The organism is Mesorhizobium sp. CAU 1732 (assembly GCF_039888675.1).
Taxonomy (GTDB): Bacteria; Pseudomonadota; Alphaproteobacteria; order Rhizobiales; family Rhizobiaceae; genus Aerobium.
Genome location: NZ_JBDQQR010000004.1, coordinates 346,643 through 371,296 on the forward strand (window position 1 = coordinate 346,643; position 24,654 = coordinate 371,296).

At 57.8% G+C, this 24,654-nt stretch carries 16 protein-coding genes; 7 read left to right on the forward strand and 9 right to left on the reverse strand.

The window, feature by feature from the left end:
- Positions 1-2 precede the first annotated feature (2 nt).
- The 4 genes from AAFN55_RS25475 to AAFN55_RS25490 form a co-directional block, all read right to left on the reverse strand.
- Entirely contained in the window at positions 3-1,457 is a 1,455-nt protein-coding gene (locus AAFN55_RS25475) for an ABC transporter substrate-binding protein (RefSeq protein ID WP_347801798.1), read from the reverse strand.
- Between the two features lie 379 nt (positions 1,458-1,836).
- Positions 1,837-2,931, reverse strand: coding sequence for an acyl-CoA dehydrogenase family protein (locus AAFN55_RS25480; RefSeq protein ID WP_347801799.1), 1,095 nt, complete (start codon positions 2,929-2,931; stop codon positions 1,837-1,839).
- 7 nt (positions 2,932-2,938) lie between these two features.
- Positions 2,939-4,138, reverse strand: coding sequence for an acyl-CoA dehydrogenase family protein (locus AAFN55_RS25485; RefSeq protein WP_347801800.1), 1,200 nt, complete (start codon positions 4,136-4,138; stop codon positions 2,939-2,941).
- An 11-nt stretch (positions 4,139-4,149) separates the two neighbouring features.
- Positions 4,150-5,919 carry an AMP-binding protein gene (locus AAFN55_RS25490; RefSeq protein ID WP_347801801.1) on the reverse strand — a complete coding sequence of 590 codons (1,770 nt, stop codon included), beginning with the start codon at positions 5,917-5,919 and terminating at the stop codon, positions 4,150-4,152.
- 376 nt (positions 5,920-6,295) lie between these two features.
- On the opposite strand from AAFN55_RS25490, the gene AAFN55_RS25495 reads away from it, so the two are divergent.
- Complete coding sequence (locus AAFN55_RS25495) at positions 6,296-7,360, forward strand: AbrB family transcriptional regulator (protein WP_347801802.1); 1,065 nt, start codon at positions 6,296-6,298, stop codon at positions 7,358-7,360.
- 195 nt (positions 7,361-7,555) lie between these two features.
- On the opposite strand, the gene AAFN55_RS25500 is transcribed toward AAFN55_RS25495, so the two are convergent.
- The 4 genes from AAFN55_RS25500 to AAFN55_RS25515 all read right to left on the reverse strand — a co-directional run bounded on the left by AAFN55_RS25500 (position 7,556) and on the right by AAFN55_RS25515 (position 10,711).
- Positions 7,556-9,265 carry a recombinase family protein gene (locus tag AAFN55_RS25500; protein ID WP_347801803.1) on the reverse strand — a complete coding sequence of 570 codons (1,710 nt, stop codon included), beginning with the start codon at positions 9,263-9,265 and terminating at the stop codon, positions 7,556-7,558.
- Complete coding sequence (locus tag AAFN55_RS25505; RefSeq protein WP_312165127.1) at positions 9,262-9,660, reverse strand: helix-turn-helix domain-containing protein; 399 nt, start codon at positions 9,658-9,660, stop codon at positions 9,262-9,264. Before AAFN55_RS25505 ends, AAFN55_RS25500 begins: the two co-directional genes overlap by 4 nt.
- Positions 9,657-9,935 (reverse strand): DUF6516 family protein, encoded by a 279-nt coding sequence (locus tag AAFN55_RS25510; protein WP_347801860.1) that lies wholly within the window; start codon positions 9,933-9,935, stop codon positions 9,657-9,659. The genes AAFN55_RS25505 and AAFN55_RS25510 overlap by 4 nt, the downstream gene beginning before the upstream one ends.
- A gap of 248 nt (positions 9,936-10,183) precedes the next feature.
- Positions 10,184-10,711, reverse strand: coding sequence for an antirestriction protein ArdA (locus tag AAFN55_RS25515; protein WP_347801804.1), 528 nt, complete (start codon positions 10,709-10,711; stop codon positions 10,184-10,186).
- A 633-nt stretch (positions 10,712-11,344) separates the two neighbouring features.
- Between AAFN55_RS25515 and AAFN55_RS25520 the strand changes: the two genes are divergently transcribed.
- The 3 genes from AAFN55_RS25520 (at position 11,345) to AAFN55_RS25530 (ending at position 19,227) form a co-directional block, all read left to right on the forward strand.
- A complete protein-coding gene (locus tag AAFN55_RS25520) occupies positions 11,345-16,249 on the forward strand; it encodes a type ISP restriction/modification enzyme (RefSeq protein WP_347801805.1) in 4,905 nt (1,634 codons plus the stop codon).
- Between the two features lie 71 nt (positions 16,250-16,320).
- Positions 16,321-17,382, forward strand: a complete 1,062-nt coding sequence (locus tag AAFN55_RS25525; RefSeq protein WP_347801806.1) for a hypothetical protein — start codon at positions 16,321-16,323, stop codon at positions 17,380-17,382.
- 144 nt (positions 17,383-17,526) lie between these two features.
- Complete coding sequence (locus AAFN55_RS25530) at positions 17,527-19,227, forward strand: hypothetical protein (protein ID WP_347801807.1); 1,701 nt, start codon at positions 17,527-17,529, stop codon at positions 19,225-19,227.
- A 366-nt stretch (positions 19,228-19,593) separates the two neighbouring features.
- On the opposite strand, the gene AAFN55_RS25535 is transcribed toward AAFN55_RS25530, so the two are convergent.
- Positions 19,594-21,153, reverse strand: a complete 1,560-nt coding sequence (locus AAFN55_RS25535; protein ID WP_347801808.1) for a Fic family protein — start codon at positions 21,151-21,153, stop codon at positions 19,594-19,596.
- A 415-nt stretch (positions 21,154-21,568) separates the two neighbouring features.
- Here AAFN55_RS25535 and AAFN55_RS25540 point away from each other — a divergent pair, with 415 nt between their 5' ends.
- The 3 genes from AAFN55_RS25540 (at position 21,569) to AAFN55_RS25550 (ending at position 24,384) form a co-directional block, all read left to right on the forward strand.
- The gene (locus AAFN55_RS25540; protein WP_347801809.1) at positions 21,569-21,856 is read left to right on the forward strand and encodes an MFS transporter; all 288 of its coding nucleotides are present in this window, start codon (positions 21,569-21,571) and stop codon (positions 21,854-21,856) included.
- Between the two features lie 194 nt (positions 21,857-22,050).
- Entirely contained in the window at positions 22,051-23,436 is a 1,386-nt protein-coding gene (locus tag AAFN55_RS25545) for an FAD-containing oxidoreductase (protein WP_347801810.1), read from the forward strand.
- A gap of 144 nt (positions 23,437-23,580) precedes the next feature.
- Positions 23,581-24,384, forward strand: coding sequence for a M24 family metallopeptidase (locus tag AAFN55_RS25550; protein ID WP_347801811.1), 804 nt, complete (start codon positions 23,581-23,583; stop codon positions 24,382-24,384).
- The last annotated feature ends 270 nt before the right edge of the window (positions 24,385-24,654 follow it).

The window sequence follows — 24,654 nt, forward strand, 5'->3', positions numbered from 1 at the left end:
AATCAATCGCCGAGGCTGACGCGGGTCACATCAATGATGCCCCGCCACGGCTTGGGGAGGTTCTCGACACGCTGGTTCGTGAACACATGATACCGCCCGCCGCCGCGATACATGACCGCGACTTCCTCGTTCATGTGGCTGATGACCTCGCATTGATACTTGAGGCTCTCTTCGCGGGTAGCGGCAAGGCGCATCTTCTCTGCCGCGTCGTCCATCTCCGGCGTCGAGACGCCGCTCTGGTTGGTGTCCGAGCTCGAATGAACGGCGGAGAACAGCTGTGGGGCCATGTCTGCCGAGTCCGGGAACCGCCAGCCCATGATATCGTAGTCGTGGGTGTAGTAACGGCGCATGAGGGTGGATTGATCGACGGGCTCAAGGACGACGGGAATCCCGACCTGCTTGAGCATCTGTTGCATGATTTCGCCGAGTTCGCGCCCGCGTGCCGTGGCGGTGTGGACGAAGTTCAACGAGATCTGCTGGCCATAATCGGCCATGAGCGCCTTGGCCTTTGCCGGGTCGAACTGCCGGTAGTTGTCCGGGCCGCAATCGACGTTCTGACCAAGAGGATGGCTGACCACAGGACGGGTATTTTGCCAAGACACCTGCACAAGCGCGGCCTGGTTCCACGCATGGGCGACGGCTGCGCGCACGCGCTTGTCGTCCAGCGGCGCCTTTCGCGAATTGAGCACGATGGTTTCAGCGCCCGCCCCATCAACGATGTAAGCTTTCAGCTTGGAGTCTTTTTCCGCCTCATGGATTGTCTGGCCACGGTCGGTCCATATTACGTCGATCTCTCCCGACTTCAGCGAAGCGAAACGCGTCTGCGTATCGGGGAGGAAGCGAAAGATTACCGCATCGAGGCTGATTTCGTCCGCCGCCCAGTAGTCAGGGAATCGCTCCGCAACGATGCGGTCGCCCGACGACCAACGCGCCATGCGGAACGGTCCGGTTCCAACCGGATTCCGGTTCTGCTCGCCGCTGTCCACCGCCTTGTGGGAAGGAATGGGACCGCTCATGCCGGTATTGGCGAGCACCAGCGGCAGCGATGGCCAGGGATGCTTGAGATGGAACTCGACGGTGTGCGGATCAACTTCGATCACCTTGGTGATGACCGACAGCGTGGCACGCGAAGACGATTTCTGCTGGGGATCCAGTGCGCGGTTGAAATGATGAGCGACGTCCGTGGCCGTGAAGTCCTCGCCGTTGTGGAACTTCACACCCTCGCGCAATCTGAATGTCCATACGGTCTGGTCGTCGCTGATTTCCCAGCTAACCGCGAGAAGCGGTTCGGGCTCGCCCTTCTCGTAATTGTAGCGCAGCAGCGGCTCCTGGATCGCACGCATGGTGATTTCACCCGCAGGATCGAGCGCGCCGCCATGAACCGTGTCGAACCCGCGCAGTTCGGATTCCAGACCAACGGACAAAGAGCCACCGGCGACGGCAGATGACGGCGCCATGGCGAGTACGCCGCAAGCAAGAAAGCCCGCGCAGAGCTGCTGCGAGAAACGGTTTACGGCTGGCCAGCGAACGCCTGCCCAAGCTGCAGAATGCCTTGACATCAGATAGTCCTCCCAGACTTCCCATTCTCAAACGGGATCATCCCCACGTTTACGCAATCACGCCAGAATTGCTATACCCAATCTTCAAAAAAATATCTCAACACGAAAACCGGCAGCGGATCTAACAGGAATCTCCACTGCGGATCCCGTCCACGCCCTATAATCTTCAATTGATGATGACTATCCAACGCCAAATCTCGTATGCCGAGAGCAGCTCAAAAACATACCATCTCTTCAATCAGAGATGCCGGCGAGGCGGATCACGCGAAGACTAAGGTCAGGCTGCCAGTCCGCCCGCATCAGCCAATCGATCAAGGTGATAGTCGAGATCGCCAAACGTGATCTCGATCATCGTCAATCGCTTGAAGTAGTGGCCGACCGCCAATTCCATGGTCATACCTATTCCGCCGTGGAGCTGGACCGCAGTCTGTCCAATGCTTCGCGCGGATCGGTTTATCTGGACTTTCGCTGCGGACAGGGACCGCTCGCGCAGGGCATCATCGGGCTGAGTGCAGTTCATTGTTGCGAAAAATGCCATCGACCGCGCCTGTTCCAACGCGATGACCATGTCGGCGGCCTGATGCTGTAATCCCTGAAACTTGCCGATGATTGTTCCAAATTGCTGGCGGGTCCGCAAATATTCGACGGTCTGATCCAGGCAGCTTTCCATCGCGCCCACCGCCTCTGCGCAAACGGCAGCGAGCGCCATCGCATGTGCCCGGTCGAGCAAAGCGCCGGCATCGTTTGCTTCCAGCCGCAGCGCCGCCGCGCAAGCGAGCGCGATTTCAGCGCTTCGACGTCCGTCCTGGGTTGGATATCCCCGACGGGTTACGCTTGCCCCCGCTCCTTCAACGAGAAAGATTCCTAATCCGTGCTCCGTCTTGGCAGGCAGGATCAGCCAATCCGCCTCTCCTCCCCACGGCACCAGCGATGCGTCGCCCGACACACGCCATTGACCGTCCGACAAGACCGCCTGCAGCGACGACGACGCCTCCTGTTGAGGGACGACGGCGCAGATCGCGTTGCCTTCCATGATGTCGGCACGCAGTGCAGCGACGACGTCGCTTTCGTCTTCACTGAGCAGTACGGGCGCAAGTACGCAGGTCTCGAGAAATGGTTCGGCAGAAAGCGCGCGCCCAAGCTGCTGCATCACCAGCATCGTGTCCACAGGGCCGCCGCCTATGCCGCCATGCTGCTCGCCGAACGGAAGCGCAAGAAGGCCGAGATTGGCGAATTCGGTCCATAGTTCGGGACTCCAGCCCGGAGCACGGGATGACAAGCGTCGTCGTGTCTCAAAATCCGCATGGTCTGCCAAGAGGCGCGCCAGTGACTCGTCGAGCATCCGCTGTTCGTCGCTTAGATCGAAATTCATGGTCGGCTCACAGTCCCAGGATCAGCTTGGCGATAATGTTCTTCTGCACCTCCGTCGCGCCCCCATAGATGGAGACCTTGCGGAGATTGAAATAAAGCGCAGGTGCAGCATCCGCCCAGGACGGCCCCGGCGTCGATGCGCGTAGGCTCTCATCCCCCTGGGGCCAAGGCAACGCGGCCGTGCCGGCAACGTCCAGCATCAACTCGGAGGTGCGCTGCTGAATTTCCGCCCCCTTTATCTTGAGCACCGAAGAGGCGGGATCGGCCGTCGTGCTGTTGCCACGTTTGGCCTCAGCGGCAAGCAGCCGCAAGGCGGTCAGTTCCAGTGCCTTCAGCTCCACTTCAAGCCCTATGAAACGATCGAGGAAGCGCGCGTGTTCGATCAGCGGCCGGCCGTCTCGAACAGAGGCAGATGCAGCATCGCGGATGAGACGCATACGGCCCTTGGAAATGCCGATGCGGGCGATGCCGACACGCTCATTGCCGAGCAGAAACTTCGCGTAGTCCCAGCCCTTGTCCTCCTGCCCGACAAGCGCATCGCCCGGGATACGCACATTGTCGAAGAACACCTCATTGACTTCATAGCCCCCGTCGATGGTCTGGATCGGCCGCAAGGTGATACCGGGCGTGTTCATGTCGATGAGGAAGAATGAAATTCCTTCCTGCTTCTTCGTCCCCGGATTGGTGCGGGCAAGGACAAAGATCATATTGGCGTACTGGCCGTAGGTGGTCCATGTCTTCTGGCCATCGATGACCCAGCCGTCACCGTCACGGACCGCACGCGTCTTCAGCGAGGCCAGATCCGAACCAGCACCCGGCTCCGAAAACCCCTGACACCACCAATCTTCCATCGACGAAATGCGCGGCAGATATCTCGCCTTCTGCTCAGCGCTGCCGAAGGTGTAGATCACCGGCCCGACCATGTTTACGCCGAAGCTTAGTAGATCAGGCGCAGGCGCGGCCTGGCATTCCTCGATGAATATGTATTGCCGGACGGCATCCCAGCCCGGCCCGCCATATTCCGCCGGCCAGCGCGGCGCACCCCAGCCGCGGGCATGCAGTATCCGCGACCACTCGACAATCATGTCGCGGGTCGGCGATCTGAACTGCTCCATGTGGCGGCGCGTTGTTTCGGGCAGATTGTCCTTGATGAAGCTGCGTACTTCCTGGCGAAAGGCATCTTCATCGGCGGTAAAACTCAGATCCAACTGGCTCTCCGTCAGTTCGAGGTCGTAGCGTGGCGGTCACGTTCCTGCTCGCGCAACTCCAGCCGCGATGTCTTGCCCACGGCCGTTCGCGGAAGGGCAGAACGGAATTCGAGTTGTTGCGGCATCTCTTGGCGGCCCAGACGATCGGCCAGGAATTCGCGCAGCTCTTCCAGCGAGAATTCGGCTGCGCCTTCGCGCAACACCACGAACGCCTTGGCGGCCTCGCCGCGATATGGGTCGGGAATCCCGATAACGGCCACGTCGACAACGGAAGGATGCTCGTGCACGGCCCTCTCGATCGCAACCGGATAGACGTTGAAGCCGGACGAGACGATCATGTCCTTCTTGCGATCGACTATGTAGAAGTAGCCGTCATCGTCCATATAGCCGATGTCACCGGTCATCAGCCAGCCATCCACGAAGGCGTCACGCGTCTCTTCGGGGCGATTCCAATAGCCTCTCGTCACACTGGGGCCGCGCACCCGAAGCTCCCCGCGCTCGCCGGGACCGAGCAGCCTGCGCGGGTCGTCAGCGGCAACAATCTGAATATCGATGCCCGGGACCGGTATTCCGACGGTGCCGTCTTTTCCCGGCGGCAGCGTAGCCGGAATGTTGATGCCGACCGGTGATGTTTCGGTCATGCCCCACCCTCCGCGAATGTTGACCCCCATCAACTCCCTGACACGCCGAGCCACGGCCACGGGCAACGGCGCTCCCCCGGATATCGCATAGTTGATCGATGACAGATCCTTGGTCTCAAGGTCGGGCTGCTGGAGCAGTCCGATCCACATGGTCGGCACACCTCCGAAGGTGGTTATGCGTTTCTCGTGGATCAGATTCAGCGCCTCAGCCGCGTCGAAGCGCTGCCGCAGGTAAATGCCCGCGCCTTCGGACAACCGGCGCAGGAGGCTCGTTGTGAGACCGAATATGTGGAAGAGCGGCGTGTAGACGAGAGCCCGCTGGTCCGGCCCGAATTGCGGCTCGCCGCGAAACAACTCACTGTAGCTCTGAACCGCCGCGGCAATGTTTCGCTGGCTCAGTATTGCAGCCTTGGGCAATCCCGTCGTACCGCCCGTATATTGAAGCAGCGCAATATCGTCGGGAGCGACCGGAACATCCGGCAGCTGCGCGCCCTTATGATCGGCAACGAGATCGGCGTGCCGCACTGCGTGATCCGGCACAGTACCCGTCGGTGTCATCGCATCGTCGCACGTCACAACGACAAGATCGGGAAACTGTTGCTTCAACGTCGCAACTCGCGACAGGTAGCTATCGCCATCGACGCTGACGAGCCAACGCGCGCCACTGTCGGCCATCTTGTGCGTCAGCTCCCGAGGCGCATCGAGCGGCGAGAGATTGACCACAGTTGCGCCAGCAGCCAGCACCGCCAGGAACCATACCGGCTGCCAGTTGGTATTCGGCAGATAGAGTGCAACGACGTCGCCACGCGCAATGCCGCGGGCGCACAGCGCTGACGCAGTTTGCGCGACACGCGCATGCAGATCGGCATAGGTCCACTGCTCGCCGTAGTATTCGATAGCGAGCCTCGACGCGTGATCGACCCAACCCGGCGCCATCAAAGCGTTCAGGGTTCCGACAGGTGGGCGGTAATCGGCGGACACCCCAGATGGCAGCAGATGCGACCACGGCCTCAAGCCCCCATCGCCCTCCATCAGACTCGCCCCCCGGCCGATCCCGAATGCAAAAAACAGCAAATTCCAATAATGGGTATGCTTGCAAATTTGTCCAAACCAATCCTCCCCTCCGGCGCAGTTCAACATACAGGCCGTATCAGGGCCGCAACTTCACTACCCTGACAACCAGACGAAAGCGCATAAAAATTCCTGCCTTCGCCACACCACCTACCCGGCAGGATGACTGCGCGCCATTTGACAAAAACCAGTATTGCGTGCGATTTCCCTTGTCAATCGGCCATACGGTAGATTAGAGCCCCCAAAAATCGCGCCATCCGCACGGCGACGAACGAGACTGCCCTGCCCAAACGAAATCACCCAATGGCGACTGCGTGCACCAATCTGCCAACGGCGATCATGTGGCGCATGACCAACTCAAACCTACGGCAAATCTTCCCTGCTGATAAATATTTGAGTATCAGGTATGTCAATTTTAGAGCGATGCGATTGTCAGGCGGTCTTGATGAAACGATTGCGGCTTCTTTGGGGACACACGCATTCCCGCGCTGTATTTGCCACCACCGTGCTGGCCATTGCGGGCGGTGCTTTTGCAGCATGGTTGAACCTGCCGCTTGCCTGGCTTCTCGGATCAGTCGTTACAGTCGGGCTGGCCGCCGCGCTTGGCATCAGGATCGGGTCCGCTAGCCTCGACCTCCCTCCACTGGCGCGCGCGATAGCCATCCCGCTCATAGGCACTGGTATCGGCGCGGGGTTTACTCCGGCAGTCGTGGCGGAGATGCCACGATGGTGGATCACCATTCTTGCTCTGGTGATCTTCCTGCCGCTGCTACATTACCTTGTCTACCGGCTGCTTTTGCTATCACCGCACATCTCACAACAAACGGCATGGTATTCAGCAGTGCCCGGAGGCCTCGTGGAGTCGATTGAGCTCGGCCAGGCCGCCGGGGGTGACGTGCAGATGATGACCATGCTGCACGTGCTGCGCATGATTGCGTGCGTCATACTGGTACCGCTCGGACTAGCTTTGGTGACGGGATTGGACACGGCCGGCGTGGTGGTGGCACCTGGTTCCGGCAGCGATCTCGTGTGGTGGCGCAACATGTTCGAGTGCATCGCCATAACATTGGTCGGTGTAACGGCGGGCCGGCTGATGCGCCTTCCGGCTGCCAGTTTTTTTGGGCCGCTGCTTGTCAGCGCGGTCTGTCATGCCAGCGGGCTCTCTTCAGCCACGATCTCCGTATGGGTCATAATCGCGGCCCAAATCATCATAGGCGCGAATCTCGGCGCACGGTTCGAGGGCATGCCGCCCCGCAAGCTCATCCTCGCCATTCGGCTCATCATTATCAGTTCGACTGCCACCTACGCGCTCACCGCGTGCTTTGCGTGGATGGTGGCGCGACTGAGCGGGATGGATGTGTACGCGATATTTCTCGCATACGCGCCAGGGGGCATCATCGAGATGTCACTGATAGCCATGGCGATGCAGCTTAATCCGATTTTCGTTTCGACCCATCACCTGTTGCGAATTATGATCGCGATTATAGTCATGCGCTGGGTTAGACCCTGATAAGTCAACCCTGACGCTCCTTTGGCTGACGTCAATTTCAAGCTGATTGTCCTATCCTCGCTTGTGGAGGGGAAAGCGCTCGATCTGCGACGCCGAAGGATCTTGTATCGCATGTCCTGCCGCGCGACGTCGATCTGGAGGACGAGGGCTATGACCTCATGCCCGAGGTGCTGGAATCTGTTGACCGAGGAAATGCTAGCTCAGGTGGATTCGATTAGGTTCGATGCGGGCAATATCGGCGGCAATAGACGGCAATCGGCGGTATTTGGCGCGCCATTTCAGAACAGAACTATGAACGCCGAACACCGCCGTTTCTACGCTAGAAGCGGCGACCAGCGTTCGCAGCAGTTCCGACTTCGATCCCATGATGCGAACCTCGTCGTCGGCGACCTCGACGCGCTGCGCCAGAGCGCGCAGATGGTCGCGTCGGTAGCCGCCATCATCGAGTCGTATCCGTTCGCGGGCTTTGCGGGCGAAGCCCTTGAGCATATCGGGGCTGACGCCCTGATTGCCTGAACTGTCGAGCGCGAGCTGGGTGCGCTCGGCGTCGGCGGCGGCCTGATCCCGCAACGCCTTTAGGCTCACCATGCGCTCTTTCGCCATGGCGTCGTCCTTGTCCACCATGCCCGCTTCGATGGCGTCAAAGAGACGGCCGAGCCGCTGGTCGGCTTCCGTGATTCGCCTTTGAAGCTCGGCAAGATGCTCGCGGCGGCGCTCGGCGCGCTCCTGCCGCCGGTCGATGACGCTGGCGAGGACAGTTTCCAGTCGCTTGGGCTGGAGCAGCCGATCCCAGATATGATCGGCGACCAGATGGTCCAGCTTGTCCATCGGGATCGTGCGGCCCTTGCAACCGGTCTTGCCCTGCCGCGCCTTGGTCGAGCAGGTGTAATAGCGGTATGTCGCTCCCGTGCTGCCTTGGCCGGTGCGCAACGTCATCGCACCTCCGCACTTGGCGCAGAAGCAAATGCCTGTCAGCAGCGTGGGGCCGCTGGAGACACGCGCAGGCGTCACCATGGGATTGCGGGATTTGAGGCGGGCTTGCACCGCATCGAAAATCTCGCGCTCGATCAGGGGCGGCACCGCCATGATGGGGACCTCGCTCTCCGGCTTCTTCTCCCGGTCCTTGTGCGAGCGCGTGTTGAACCTGTGCTCGCCGATATAGGTGGTGCGGGTCAGGATGGCGTGGATTTGCGCCAGCCCCCATCGTCCGCCGTCGCGGGTGAAGAAACGGCGCTCGTTGAGATAGGTGGCGATGGCCTTGACGCCCATCGCGCCGCGCGTGCCGTCGCCTTCAAGGAACAGGCGATAGATCATCCGCACGGTGTCGGCGTGCAGCGGGTCGATCTCCAGCATCTTCTTGGTCTTCGATCCCCGCTGCTCGGCCGCGACGATGCGATAGCCGATAGGCGGCCGTGCGCCGTTCCAGAAGCCTTGCCGGGCGTTCTCGTTCATTGCGCGCAGGACGTGCTTGGCGTTCTCCTTCGACTGGTATTCGTCGAACAGCGCCATGATCTGTCGCATCATCTGGTGCATGGGATCGTCGCCCATCTCCTGCGTGATGGACACCAGCTTGACGCCGTTCTTCGCCAGCTTGCGAACGTAGAACTCCATCTCGAAGTGATCGCGGAAGAAACGCGAGAAGCTATGCACCACGACAATATCGAAGGGGGCGGGCTTGGACGTGCCTGCCTCGATCATGCGCTGAAACTCGGGGCGCTTGTCGTTGGTGGCGGTTGCGCCCGGTTCAACATACGTCTCAACGAGCTGGAAGCCGCGTTGCTCGCAATAGGCTTCGCCCTGCCGCTTCTGGTCAGGGATGGAAATATCGTGCTCGGCCTGCCGGGCAGTCGAGACGCGCAGATAGAGGGCGGCGCGGGCAGTAACGGTTGGGCTGTGCATGTTCATGGCCGATCTCCCATAGCCTTCCTTGGCTTCGGACGGTCGATCAGGGGCAACGCCAGTTCCACGCGGTCATGCACCACCTTGGGCGCGAGCTTGCGGCCGTGGCCCGGCTCAAACCGCACAAGGCCGTAGCTCTCCATGGTTTTCAGGGTGCGTGACAGATTGGAGCCGGCCCGGCCGGTAATTTCCGCCAGTTCCTCCAGCGACGCCGGGGCTTTCTCGGCGATGATGCGCAGCAGCTCGCGGTTCCCGGCCGACAGCACCTTGGCAAAGGATTCGGTCGAGGTGAACCACACCTTCGGATCGCCGGGCGCGGGCTTTTCCTCGCCTTTAGCGATCCGCATGGTGCGGGCCTTCATTTCTTCGTAGTCGGCAATCCCGACTTTCAATGTAGTCATAGGGCACCTCGCTCCTTCAACACCGCGTCAACCGCCTGCCAGAAGTCGGCCAGCAACGTGGCCGCATCCTCGTAGGCGTAGGGCTTCACGGTCTGGAGGCGGTGCCGATGGTCCATCGGCTCGCCCCTCCTGCCTCGGCCGACCGGATGGGCGTTATCGAAGCCGACCAGCCGTTCGCCCGAAGGCCCGTGAAGCGTGAGCGAGTAATCGAGGCCGTGCGGCTTTTCCGGCGATGCCGGAACGCGGGTGACGACGAACTTCGAAACCAGCGGCAGCTATGTGCTTTGTGTGCCCGTATGCCGCCGGAGATCGCCAATCGATGCTGAGCATGGCGTCACCTCCCCAAGCCGGGATGCTGGGCAGCGCCCGGCAAAAAGAGGTTCAAGGATCACCGGAAATATAGAAGCCGCTCAAAGCAGATACCTTGTGCGGCTAACTCGATCATTTTTGGTATTTAGGGGTTGGCGACAGCCGGAGATTCCGCGACGCCTGCCCGTATTGGCACGGACAGGCAGTCATGTTTTCACCTGCTGGAAAACACATGCACTTCGCCATGCGCGGTCTCAATGGTGAACAGGTCGCCGCCCATCTCGGCGTCGCGCGCCATCGCGTCCCAGTTAACATAGTGGCGCAGCGCCTCGGGGATCATGACGCTTTCGGCGGTCAGTTCCTCCATATAGTCGGCGAGGCTGGCGAACTGACCATGATAGCAGTCCTGCAAAGCGGTTTCGGCTTGGTCCATGTCGCCGCTGAACTGCTCCAGCAGGCGCGCGCCGAGTGCGCCATGCTCTGCAATGAAAGCGGCCATCCGCGCCACGCTGTCGATGCCGGCATATTCGGAGATGCTGACGCCCTCGAAGCCCTCACAGTCGTGAATGGCGTATTCCTCCGAGTGCTCGACAGGAGAACGGGCAAGCATCGCGGCAATCTGGTCCCTGATCTGGTAGGCGTCCTGATCCGCGTCGATCCAAGCCCCATGTAGATAGCCATTGTTGTACGCGGCAAGGCAGGCAACATAGATGCGGAGGCTGCTGTCGGCTGCGATGGTCATGTCTCTGTTCCTTCGGGTTTGGGGTTCAGAGCAGCGAAGCGCCGCTCCTGAACCCTTGCCCGTCGGCGAGACCGGGGTAGTAAGGTGCCAGACAACTCTTTGGCACCGTGGAATAAATGGAGGGGACCCGCTTGCGGGGAGCGGGCCGTTTATGCCGCGAAAGGCCGAAGAGTTGTCTTTGCGCTGCGCGAGGACAGCGCCCTTAGAATTAGGTATCAGATGGGACGCGGCGAAAGCCGCGCCGGCCCGCAGGCGAACGCGCTCACAGATTGCGTGGTAGAGAGCTGGACGGTCGCTAGACGAATTCCCGGTGTTTGCTGGCGGTAACCATATCCTCAGGGCTGGTTTTTGTGTATCCGCCGGATACACTGCGAATTATGAAAAAAGACACTGGTATGCGAATCAGGATCGAGCGCGAGCTGCGGGATGAATTCCTTGCAGCCTGTCAGGTTCTGGATCGGCCTGCCGCGCAGGTCATACGGGAGTTCATGCGCGATTTTGTCCGTAGGAACAGCGCGTCGTCGGACGCGCAACCCGCAACGAAACCGAACGTGACGCCGCGCTAATGGAACAGGCACGAATGCCGGTTCCGGCGCAACAGGTGAATGCCCGAACAGGGGCTTGGGGGAAGACATGGCCGAACAGACGCTGCAATCGCTTTTGCAGACCTACCGTGATGCAGCGCGTACCGAGCGGGAAAAGGGAACGTATTTCGAGCGTTTCGCCATCGCTTACCTCACCCATGATCCGATCCAGCTTGAACAGTATGAGCAGGTCCAGACCTTCAAGGATTGGGCCGACGCCAACGGCTGGGATGCCCGCGACACCGGAATCGACCTTGTAGCCAAGCTTCGCGACGAAGACGGCTTCGCCGCGATCCAGTGCAAATTCTATGATGCTGCCTACCGCATCAGGAAAGAGGACATCGACAGCTTCATATCAGCATCGGGCAAAGCCCCGTTCAAACGGCGCGTCATCATTGACAGCACCGAAAAGGCTTGGAGCGAGAACGCCGAAACCATGATCCGTGGACAGGCCATCCCCGTCCTTCGGATCAACCTGTCCGAAATGCAGGAAAGTCCTATCCGTTGGGGAACCTTCGCCGCCAAGGGCGAAGTGGTGCTGGCCGACAAAAAGAAACTCCGCGAACACCAGCAGGACGCCTTGCGTGAGGTGCGCGCCGGACTGGCCGAAGCTGATCGCGGTAAGCTCATCATGGCTTGCGGAACAGGCAAGACCTTCACCAGTCTCAAGATAGCCGAAGACGTTGCAGGGGAAGGAAAGCTTGTCCTGTTCCTTGTGCCGTCCCTTGCCCTGATGTCGCAGACGGTACGCGAATGGACGGCGGACACCGAAACCCCGTTGCGATCCTTTGCGGTATGTTCCGATACGCAGGTCGGCAAGCGTCGTCAGAGCAATGATGACATTGCCGAAATCGACGTACTGGACCTCGCATTCCCTGCCACGACCAACGCCGCCAAGCTTTCCGAAAGCGCGGGCGAGGTCGTGCCGGACAAGATGACCGTGGTGTTTGCGACCTACCAATCTATTCAGGTTGTAGCAGACGCGCAGCAGAAGCATCGCCTGCCGGAATTCGACCTCATCGTTTGTGACGAGGCTCACCGTACCACCGGCGCAACACTGGCGGGTGAGGACGAATCCAATTTCGTCAAAGTCCATTCCAACGACATTATTCGCGGCAAGAAGCGCCTCTATATGACGGCCACGCCGCGCATCTTCGGCGACAACGTGAAGAGCCGTGCCGATGAAGCCGACGCTGTTCTGGCTTCCATGGATGACGAGAAGCTGTTCGGCAAAACGCTGTTTTACCGTGGCTTCTCATGGGCAGTGCAGAACAACCTTTTGACCGACTACAAAGTTGTCGTGCTGGCAATGGATGAAGGGCTTGTCAGCTCGGCGATCCAGAAGCGGCTTGGCGACGGCAGTTCCGAGCTTGTCCTTGATGATGCGACCAAGATCATCGGTTGCTACAAGGCCCTGACCAAAGCCGACATGAAAGCCGATGTCGCCGCCGATCCGCATCCCATGCGCCGGGCATTGGCGTTCTGCAAAGACATCCGCAGCTCCAAGCTGATCCGTGACGAGTTCGGCACGGTTGTCGATGAATATCTCGACTACACCGACGAAGATGACGCCGAAAACAGATTGTCCCTGCGGTGCGAGATCGAGCACGTTGACGGCACGTTCAATGCCAAGTCCCGTGGCGCATTGCTCGATTGGCTGAAAGCCGATGCAGGCGACGATATCTGCCGTATCCTGACCAATGCGCGCTGCCTGTCCGAAGGAGTGGACGTTCCGGCGCTCGACGCCATCATGTTCCTTCATCCGCGCAAGAGCCAGATTGATGTTGTGCAATCGGTCGGGCGCGTGATGCGCCGCGCCGAGGGTAAGAAGATGGGCTATGTCATCCTGCCCGTTGGTGTCCCCGCAGGCGTTCCGCCGGAACAGGCTTTGAACGACAACGAGAAGTATCGCGTTGTCTGGCAAATCCTCAACGCCTTGCGCGCCCATGATGATCGATTCGATGCGACCATCAACAAGGCATCGCTGGGGCAGGATGTCAGCAATGCGATCGAGATCATCGGCGTTACCCAGAATGCCGAATTGCAGGCGGTCACTGCCGTTGTGGAAGACCTGCCGACGCGCTCGAAACTCGAACGGTCGGGCATCGGCACACCGGGGCGCGATCCGATCGTCACCGGCGAGGTGCAGGGCGAGCTTGCTTTCTCCGTTGATGAATTCTCCCGCGCCATCATGGCGAAGATCGTCAAGAAGTGCGGCACCCGCGACTATTGGGAAGATTGGGCGACCAACATTGCCGAGATCGCCAAGAACCACATCAGCCGTTTGAAAGGCATCCTTGCCGATCCGGACACCGAAGCCCGCCGTGCCTTCGATGAATTCCACGGGGAGCTGAAAGACGATCTGAATGACAGCATCACCGAAGATGATGCTGTCGAAATGCTGGCGCAGCACATCATCACCCGGCCGGTGTTTGAGGTGCTGTTTGAAGGCCACCAGTTCACTAGCGAGAACCCCGTCTCCCGCGCTATGCAACGTGTTCTGGACGTGCTGGACGAAGCCAATCTCGACAAGGAATCCAAAGACCTTGAAAAGTTCTATGCCAGCGTGCGGTTGCGCGCATCAGGCATCACCGATCCGCAGGCCAAGCAGCGGCTTATTGTCGAGCTTTACGACAAATTCTTCCGCAAAGCCTTCCCGCGCACGACCGAGAAATTGGGCATCGTCTATACGCCGGTTGAAATCGTGGACTTCATCATCCAGTCGGTGAACGAGGTTTTGCAGCAGGAGTTCGGGCAGACATTCGGTTCCGAAGGCGTCCATATCATCGACCCGTTCACGGGGACCGGTACGTTCATCACGCGTTTGCTGCAATCAGGCCTGATTGCGCCGGATCAGATGGAACGCAAATTCCGGAATGAAATCCATGCCAACGAGATTATATTGCTGGCCTACTACATCGCCGCCATCAACATCGAAGCCGTCTATCACGGCATCATGGGTGGCGACTATGTGCCGTTCGAGGGCATTTGCCTCACCGACACATTCCAGATGTACGAAAGCGATGACCTAATTTCGCACTATATGCCCGACAACTCCGAACGCCGGAAACGGCAGAAGGCGACGGATATTAAAGTTATTGTTGGCAATCCGCCATATTCGGCAGGGCAAGGCAGCGCAAACGACAATAACGCTAATGTAGCCTATCCGACTCTTGATGGTCGCATCCGTGATACATATGCAGCGCGATCCACTGCCACGCTAAAGAACTCACTCTACGACAGCTATATCCGTGCGTTCCGCTGGGCATCCGACAGGATCGGCGATGCGGGTGTTATGGCCTATGTCAGCAATGCAGGCTGGCTAGATGGAAACGCAGCGGACGGGATGCGTTCCTGCCTAAAGGATGAATTTTCCGACGTCTATATTTTCCATCTACGGGGGAATGCACGCACATCTGGTGAGAAACGACGTAAAGAAAAAGGTAATGTTTTCGGCGAGGGAACGCGCACCCCAATATCAATCAGCGTACTTGTTAAGAACCCCGACGCAGAAGAACATGGGCGCATCCATTTCTATGATATCGGTGACTACCTCGACCAGAAGCAGAAGTTAGCCATCATACAGGATTTTGCTAGCATTCGCGGGATAGGTAGTTGGTTAAGTATCGATCCGAACGAACACAATGACTGGATCAATCAGCGCAATGTAAGCTTTGATGATTTTATCAGAATTGGGGACAAGAAGGAGAAGTCGCAGCAAGTTTTGTTTGAAAACTATTCGAGTGGAATAAAGACAAATCGTGATGCTTGGGCATATAATTCGTCCAGAGATTCTGTGGCTCGCAATATGGAGAGGATGATCGATTTTTATAATTTTGAAGTTAGGAGATTCATGAATGCTAATGGCGATAACGATCGCTCATTTAATGAAAGTATCATTGACGAATTTATTGACAAAGATGCATCGAAAATTAGCTGGGATCACGCTCAAAAAATTGGAATTCTTAATAATAATTACGGTGAGTTTCGCGATCAAAATATTCGAGTAAGCTTGTATCGTCCCTTTACAAAGAGCTACGCTTATTACGATAGATTTTTTAACAACCGTGTTTATCAGATGCCGCGTATCTTTCCGATGGGAGAGGCCGAGGCGGAAAATAGCGTAATACAGATTGACGCCAAGTATGACGGTCAGGGGATGATCGCCATAATGAGCAAGCTATTGCCTGACCTGCATTGCAATGGCGATGCTCAATGTTTCCCGCGCTACCTCTACGATGAGGACACGGCGGACGACCCGCAGGGCAGTTTGCTTGCCGGAACCGCACCAGGCGTGCGGCAGCGCCGGAATGCTATCACAGATATGGGGCTGGCCCATTTTCAGGCGGCCTACCCCAATGAAACCATCACCAAGGATGACCTGTTCCACTACGTTTACGGGCTTCTACATTCTGAGGATTACCTCGCCCGCTATGCCGATAACCTGTCCAAACAGTTGCCGCGCATTCCGACGGTCAGGACGGCAGCGGACTTTTGGGCGTTTGTTACGGCCGGCCGGGAGTTGGGCAACCTGCACGCTGACTATGAAAGTGTTGAACTGTACCCGGTCACTTTCAAGCAAGGTGATTTGCGCCTTGCAAACATCCCTGATCCGGAAGCGTTTTATCGCCTTACGAAGATGAAATTCGGCGGCAGCAGCAAAGCAAAAGACAAATCCGTTGTCATCTACAACGCCAACATTACCATGCAGGATATCCCGCTTGAGGCGTATGATTATGTCGTTAACGGCAAGCCTGCCCTCGAATGGGTGATGGAACGTCAGGTGGTCAAGACCGACAAGGCCAGCGGTATCGTCAACGATGCCAATCGCTATGCCATCGAAACCGTTGGCAATCCGGCCTATCCGCTGGAACTTTTCCAGCGCGTCATTACCGTCAGCTTGGAGACGATGAAAATCGTCCGCAGCCTTCCGGCGTTGGATATTAGCGAATGAGTATGTTTGTCGTGTTGGGATCAATACAAATGTAAGCAGCCGCAACAGGCTGCGTCGGGAGGGGCGCGGGGATGGTGCAATCGAAATCAAGAAGGGATGGCGCGCTTGCCATCCTGCCAATCCATTTTGATTTACCGGCCCATGCCATACCCCTCAATACGTTTGTGCGTACCGCCGAACAGGCCGAAGCCATCATCGCCTCTTTGAACAGAGAGCTTTTCGATGGAAAGCTGAAATATGAGATTCTGGTTCTTCCGCCGCAGGAAGGCTCCTTCAAAAGCAGTATCGGCGTCTATTTACTTGGCGGCTGGATCGCTGTTTGGACATTTACGGAAAGCGATATCGGTCAGGCCTTCATCCGTGGTCTGACATTACATGAACCGGCACACTGGGCGGAGCAGGCAGGTTCGGCGATCAGGGAGCAGATCGTTTCTGATGAGGATGACGGGGTCATTGAGGAAGCGGACGAAGCGCCAGAAGACGACGACGCGAAATGCCTTGCCGCCGCTGAATTCCTTGTCGAAACAACAAAATCCTTCCTTCAAACAGATGTCGCCGAACTGGAATCGGTCGGGATAACTACGACGCGCTTCCGCGATGGATTCGCCGCACGGAACGAGTTTTACGAAGCTTGCGCCGCCACACCTGATATCCGTGCAGTTGGGTTCGAGGACGAGCCTGTTTTCCCAATCGACCGAAGCGACTTCGCACGCCTACAGGTTGTTCTCCCGCCGGTGAAGGACGAGAACGACGAGCCGTGGCAAACGGCCATTGTTGACCTCAAGGTCACGTCCCCGAATTGGGAAAGGGAAGATCGCCAGCGTGCTTGGAAGGCGAAGGACGCCAAGGGCCGCGAGCGGCTTTTCCGGATTGAAGATGAGCAGTTCTGGGGTTTGGTGAAAGCCGAACAGCTCAACATCCACATCATGGACACGATCAAGGTGCAGTGGGCTTTTCAGGGAAAAGCCAATTCACCCAAGAATATCAGGGTTCTGCGCGTTCTAGAGTTCAATGGCGATGCCCTGTCTGAGCCTCTGGACGATAATGCTCTGTCTGCGGTTTTGGGTGCATTTAGCGAAATCGACACAGATCAGGGGGACCTTTTCGCAGGCAGAGAGGGTGGCGATGAGTAGCGGACATCATTCGACAATAAAGACCATGGCCGTGCGATCCGCCTCATGAGATCCCCTAGATTTGACATACGTGCGAAGAAGCTGCGAACGATATTTTCTCCACAGAACATCGAAAGGGTCTGGAAAGAGAAAGTTAAAGTCTCAATGCGCGATCAGTTCATGTGCGATGGAATAGAGAATTTCGACTTCCATGTGTCACGCAAAGTAGAGAGCCAAAAACTTTCGCATTTGATATTATCAGGTGATTATGTACCGCAGAAAGCGCAACGGATCCTTGTCGAAAAAAGCAAAGGGCTTTGCAGGCAGCTCGTCATTCCAAGCATACGAGATGCCATCGTCTTGCAGTGCCTATCTGATGCTCTCTATTCTGAAATCAAAGGTAAGGCGCCTACGAGCAAGGCATTCTTTGAACCGAAGGACCACAAGTTCTCGTCACCACCGAGTGGTTACGGGACGTTCGCAGCTTGGTTGAATTTCCAGAAGGAGCTGTTTGAGTTTTCAAAGACGCGCAAGTTCGTCGTCGTAACAGATATCGCCAACTACTACGACAGTATTTCATACGTTCATCTCCGCAACGCCATTGCTTCGATCAGCGGCGTCGATGAATGTGTGATTGATATGCTTATATACGTCCTCAGTGATCTTCTTTGGCAGCCGGATTACACTCCTCGCATCGAGGTTGGGTTGCCCCAGATCAATCTTGATGCACCTCGCTTGTTAGCGCACTGCTTCCTCTACGAGCTAGATTCGTACCTTGCGAGCGATCCCGGACGAGACTTCGTGCGTTACATGGACGACATCGATATAGGTGTAGACACGATCGTCGATGCCAAACGGGCATTGAAGACCGTCGATCTCGTCCTTCAGACGAAGCAGGTTCGTTTGAACAGCGGCAAGACAGTCATTCTTACACGGTCCGAGGCTATCCGACATTTCCGAATTTTCGAGAACGCGCGGCTAGATTCAGTTCAGGCAAGCGTCGATCACCGCGTGAAACACGGACTTCCGCTGGACCGGCAGCGATCTCATGTTGAAGCCAGAATCAGGCAAGGACTTCGTAAAAAATCATTTGACGCAGGGAACGGCGAAAAGGTTCTGAAGCGATGGCTGGGTCTTGCGGCTAAAACCGGCGCTATGGTGAAGCCTGAAGCCCTCGAAGATCTTGTCAAAAGAAGACCATCGGTTCGACAGAATGTTTATTCGTTTATAAGAAGTCGCCCCCTTACTCCATCGATCGCGGGCATTCTAGCAAGGGCAAGTCAGTCAGGTCTTCTTGTTGATGACGCCGCGATGGTGGAGATGTCAAACTATCTTGTCGAAACATTTGTCAAAAACAAGCGATGTCACGCAATGCTTGAGGCTGTCATCGCGAGCAATGATCCACAAAGCTACTTTGGGCTCTATTCAAGGCTTTGGCTGCTGTCGAAATATGGGACGCCCGCGCAGATTCTCACAACTCTTCGAGATGCCCGAAACGTTTGGTCACCGCATGAGCGGCTGGGTCGTCTGGCGGCTTCGTTCATTCCCTTGTTTCACGGTTCGCCCGAAGAGACGCCTCTTAAGCGTCTTCTCGGGGATACCTTAAATTCCGGTGTGCGCGACACATACAAATTCCATATGAAACTTGCGACCGATCTTCCAACATTTAAGTCAATGTTTGACGCGTTAAAGGCACCAAATCCATCCCGTGGAACCGGCATTACGCACGCGAAATTTCTATGCCTCCTATCTGCACTGAAAAATCCTGCCGCACCTGTCGCTCAGATTACAACCTTAAGAGCTAATCACTCCCGAGCCTTCGAGGACGCTTACTACAAAGAGATAAGCAAGCGAGTCGGTGTCTAGACTAGCTCAAATGCGAAGAGAAAGCGGCGGCCACCTGCCGCCGTTGTCACGCTTACCCGATCTCGCCGAAGGCCGTTGGCGCAGCAAAAAAGGCCACCGAAACCACCTGTGCCGATAGTCAGGCCAGTGAGCAAGAAACATCCTTAATTTCAGAGAAGTTACTCCCTGTCAGCGAAGGCACGTTTATAGGGCAATAGCGTAAACGTAGTTGTCATCTTCACCCGGTGCGGCGCACCGAGAGGGATTCGAACTCCGCGCTGACGCGTGCCCGTATCTTTCGCCGAGGCACCCTTCCGCCATACCCGTCGTGGCGATCTCTATCTGCTCGAACCGCAGCGCGATCCCGAACAACACGATGGCTGAAGCTTAGGGTTCTATGCCGTATCTATTGTCAAAATCTTCGAAGGCATCCGCGACAATTGCCTCGATTTGCTGCACCTCTTCATCACGCAGCTTCTCAAACTCGCTGGCGCGGCGGCGCTTGCTGAGAGACCCGCCGTTCTGGCGGATATGCATGATGAGGTCCTGCGCCATGCGGTCAGGCATTTCGACCAGGTTCATGATGGCGGTCAGCGCCTGATCGCGGCATTTTAGGTAGTCGATCTCGCGCGGCAGATCGACCTCTACGGTTTGCTGCACGCAGCTAAACAAGAACTCAGCCTCCTCGGTGCAGTCGAAATAGCGATAGAGGTCCGCCGTGTCATTGGTCACCTCGACATTGTGAGTGGGCTGGGCGCGCCAGTCGATGAACTCCATCAGGAGACCGGAATGCCGCTTCAGGGTCGTGACGTAGTCGTCGATGCGATCCAGCATGACGGCGGAAACGGGAAATACCATGCCTGGCGGGGTGTATTTGCGCTCGGCGAGCACGTGGTGAATGAGACAGCGATGTAGGCGCCCGTTGCCGTCGGCCAGCGGGTGCACATAGACAAACCCGAACGCGATTGCCGCGGCCTGCAGGACAGGATCGACGTCTGAGGTCCGCAGCCTGTTGTTGCATTCATTGAGGCCGCTCATGATCTCGGGAACATCCTGAGGACGGGCACCGATGAACTCGGGCAGCGGATCATGGTTATGGTCCCGCTCGCCCAGAAACACACCCTCGCTGCGATATCCGATCTCGGTGAACCGGTCGTCGCCGATGAGGATGCGGTGCAGGCGGTAGATCTCGGTCTGGTTTAGCGGACGCTTGCCGGCCTCCAAAACAGCACGCCCCCAACGCTCGAGCCGGTTGGCCGGTGCGCCTTCCCCTTCGATTTCAAAGCTCGCGCGGCTGTCGGCGAGAAGGAGAAAGCTCGCGGCCCGGGAAACGACATGTGCGCCCGTTCGGCCGATGGTCTCCTGCGCCTTTCTGGAAAGGTCGAGGGCCAGAAATGCTTCCAGCTTTCTCGTGCGCCTGATGATCGGACAGAACGTACCCGTGCCAAGCAAATTGTTACGCACGCGATGGCGCAGAGACAGCGACGCGGGGCCGGTGAAATAGACTTCGGGATCGAGTGCGTCGACGGCGGTGACTGTGGGGGCGTCGTCGATATCGAGGCGCTTGCCGCTCAGAATTTCATAAAAGAACCACGCGCGCCGCGTCACCGCGCCGGTCGGTGTTCGCTGGATGAAATCTATGAGGTCCTGTTCCGGCAATGCATCGAGGATGCGTTTGAGAACCAGAAGATCGATCGGCTCATGGCGCAGGGCAAAGCCGAGATGGGCGTCCAGGGTGTCGTCCGGTTGATATCGCTTGTCGTAGACTTCCCAGATGCCCTCCTGCCGGCGATTGCCGCGCACATGGCGTTCGGAAATGCAGGCGGGGCTTCTCACGGGCGCCTTCACGTCGAGCACGTGGACGAGAGCGGCCCACCCTGCGAGCCGCGTGCCCTCTGGAACGGGTTCGTTCTGAAAATGGGCAGGAGTCCCGATATCCAGTTTCATGTCGGCTTTCTCTCATGATCGTCGAAAAGCAATCATGCATCGCACATTCTGTCGAAGGGAATTTACAGCTCAAGGATTGAAAATCAATCACCGATGTCGAAAGTCGCTCATGAAAAGAGATAGGTGTCGATAGCAAGACGAAGGGTGCCCGGCGCCATTGACCAGAAAGGAGCCCAAATGTCGTCAAATGAGCTCTCGCGCGAGGGACTGTTCGCGCTGGTTTGGGAAAAGCCGACGCAGGGGTGCCCGGGAACTTGGCCTGTCGGATGTCGCAATCGCTAAGCTATGCGCCCGTCTTCAGGTTCCCAAACCGCCACGAGGCTACTGGGCCAGGGTTCAATCCGGGCAGACGCCGAAACGTCCGCCCCTTGCGGCGTTCCGGGAAGAGGGCGATCGCAGGCGGCGACGACGCTGGATGTTCCTGCTCGCGCTTCCGGCCGGCGCGCTAGCCGACATCGTCGACCGCCGCGGGATGCTGATGGCGGCGCAGCTGCTAGGCCTTCTCGCGGCCGCCCTGCTGGCGATCCTGACCTTGCTCGACCTCGTCACTCCCGAAGTGCTGCGGGCAGGGACCTTCATGCTCGGCATCGCCGCGGCGCTTATGCGGGCGAAGTCAGTACCGACGTGGCACCATTTGATCTGCTGCGCACAATCGGAAACCTTTGCTTTTGCTACCGGGCTGGAGCTGCGCATATCGAACTGATGATGATGATGCTGTTGCTGGATGGCCTGGACTACAGCGCGGCCATGCCGAAATAACCTATATCGCTACGAGGCGCGTGGGCGCTATTCCAATGAAACGTTATGGCCTTTGGAATGCAACAACGCCTCGCCAATGGCCCCGCTCGACGCTATCCTCGCAGGAAACGACCTGACCTCTCATTATCCTAGGGCGTCATGACCAAGTCATTCGATGCGATCATCGTAGGTGCGGGTCAAGCCGGCCCGCCTTTGGCGGGGCGATTGACAGCCGCCGGCCAGACCGTAGCGCTGATCGAGCGAGAACAGGTCGGCGGCACCTGCGTTAATACCGGCTGCACCCCGACCAAGGCATTGGTGGCCAGCGCGAAGATCGCGCATTCGGTTGCCCATGCGCAAGAACACGGCGTCACCGTCGGCGCAACCCCAGAGGTCAACTTCAATGCCGTTTTGCGCCGGGCGTTGGCCATCAGCGCCAATTCCCGCAATAGTGTCGAATCCTGGCTGGGCGGCATGAGTGGGCTGACGCTGGTGCGCGGGCACGCACGGCTTGAATCGCCCAGCCGCGTCAGGCTGGGTGACGACATCTACGTCGCAGGCCAGATTTTCCTCAATGTCGGTGCTCGCGCTGCCATTCCCAATCTGCCAGGACTCGATCAGGTCGACGTCCTGACCAATTCGGATATTTTCAAACTGAACGAGCGCCCTGACCATCTGGTGATCGTCGGTGGCAGCTACATCGGGCTTGAATTCGCACAAATGTTCCGGCGTTTTGGGTCTCGTGTCACAATTATCGAGCGCGGTCCGCGTCTGGCTAGCAAGGAAGATCCCGAGATTTCCGAGGCGATCCGCGAGGTGCTGGAAGCAGAAGGCATTGCGGTGCGCACCAATGCCGAGTGCATCCACTTTTTGCATTCAGAGACCGGTCCTGTCGTGGGGGTGGTTTGTACCTCAGGCGAACCCGAAGTCGCCTGCTCCCATATCCTGCTTGCGGTCGGCCGCCAGCCAAACACCGACGATCTAGGCCTGGACCAGGCGGGGGTGGAATTCGACAAACGCGGCTATATTCGGGTCAATGATCGCCTGGAAACGAGCATTCCCGGCATCTGGGCCTTGGGAGACTGTAACGGGAGAGGCGCCTTTACCCACACCTCGTATAATGACTTTGAGATTGTGGCGTCCAACTTGCTCGAAAGTGGCGACCGCAAGGTCTCGGACCGCGTCATGAGCTACGGTCTCTACATTGACCCGCCGCTTGGCCGGACGGGGCTGTCGGAAACCGAGGCTCTTGCGAAGGGCCACAAAGTCCTGATCGGCAAACGCCCGATGAACCGAGTGGGTCGTGCCGTCGAAAAAGGTGAAACGCAGGGTCTGATGAAGATTGTCGTCGACGCCGACACCCGCGCGATCCTTGGCGGCGCGATATTCGGGCCCGGTGGCGATGAAGCGATCCATTCCATCCTGGGCATGATCCAGTTGGGGGCAACGGTAGATGTCCTCACCAACACCATGCATATCCATCCCACAGTCGCTGAATTGGTTCCGACCATTTCAGGCGAGCTGGCGCCCGTTGCAGATGCATAGCGCGATTTTTTCAGCAATCAACGAGATCGCACCTCGAGACAGGTGCAAGTGCGGCAGAGCGATAACCAATTAGAGGGGCCTCACTCTATCCGGCAGCCCTAAATTCGCAAAGAGGCAGCCGCAGAAGTACTCAGATGTCTGACAATGGGCATCTTGTCGATACTGCTGCGCCCCCTTTTCATTCTTTCGCAGCCAATTTGGGGATGGCCACAAGCAGCCATCACCGTTTATGTCACTGAGCCTGAGGCGCAGATGCGTCGTGCCTATCCGCGCCATGGTTTATCGAACTTCGTCCACGGACTGCGCCGCAAAGAGCGTCGGCTCCGAATTGGCTCCAATTTCTGCCCTCCCTCGCTCTGTTCCATGGTTCAGGAGCGGATCTACCGCAACGGTGCAGAAAGCGCGGACCCGATCGCGATGCTGTTCAACAAGGGCGATTTCATCTACTGCCGCCCACCCGGAACACGTCGTCTTGAAGACGGACATTACATATGGACGGACTTTCGTGCGTCTTACGGCGGTTACCCCGCTGATCGAAACCGGACGGCCCGGGCGGGTGAACCGCTGCCGTGGGAGGTCGAGCTCTACGAGCTGACACGCGGCCTGACGGTCGAGCTTGCCTCTTCAATCCGGTCGGGAAGGGAATGTTGTGACGTCTACAATGACTTCCGGAGACTCTGGAAGGATGCGGGTCTGGACTGTCACTACGGAGCCATCTCGCGGATAGGCCATGGCGGCGGGCTAGATGTGACGGAGCCACCTTCGATCTCCGTCACCGACACAACGGTGATCAGGTCTGGCATGATCCTGCATTTCGAACCGAAACTTGAGCATCAGCGGTTTTCCAGTTTGAAGAGATCGTGGCCATCACCCCCGACGGCGCCGAATTCATCAGCGAACTTTCCCCCGAACGCATGCCTGTTGTCCGTTAGCTACGCATCGCCTTGAACTCAAGACAGGTACGATATTGACGCTGAGAGGCACCGCCTTCATGCTGGTAATATGATGACTCGATCGCCGGCCTACCTGTGACTTCTGACCCGCTAGATCGAATCCGACAGCGTTTCCTTGAAAGGTGCCGGTCTGAACTTCGTCATCTTCGAGAATTCAGATCATCTGGCGCCTATGGTGGCGATGCGGAAGCAATATCGGTCCTGGCGGGGATCGCGCATTCGCTTGCGGGTACTGGCGGAACGCTCGGCTTCCCCGAGATCAGCA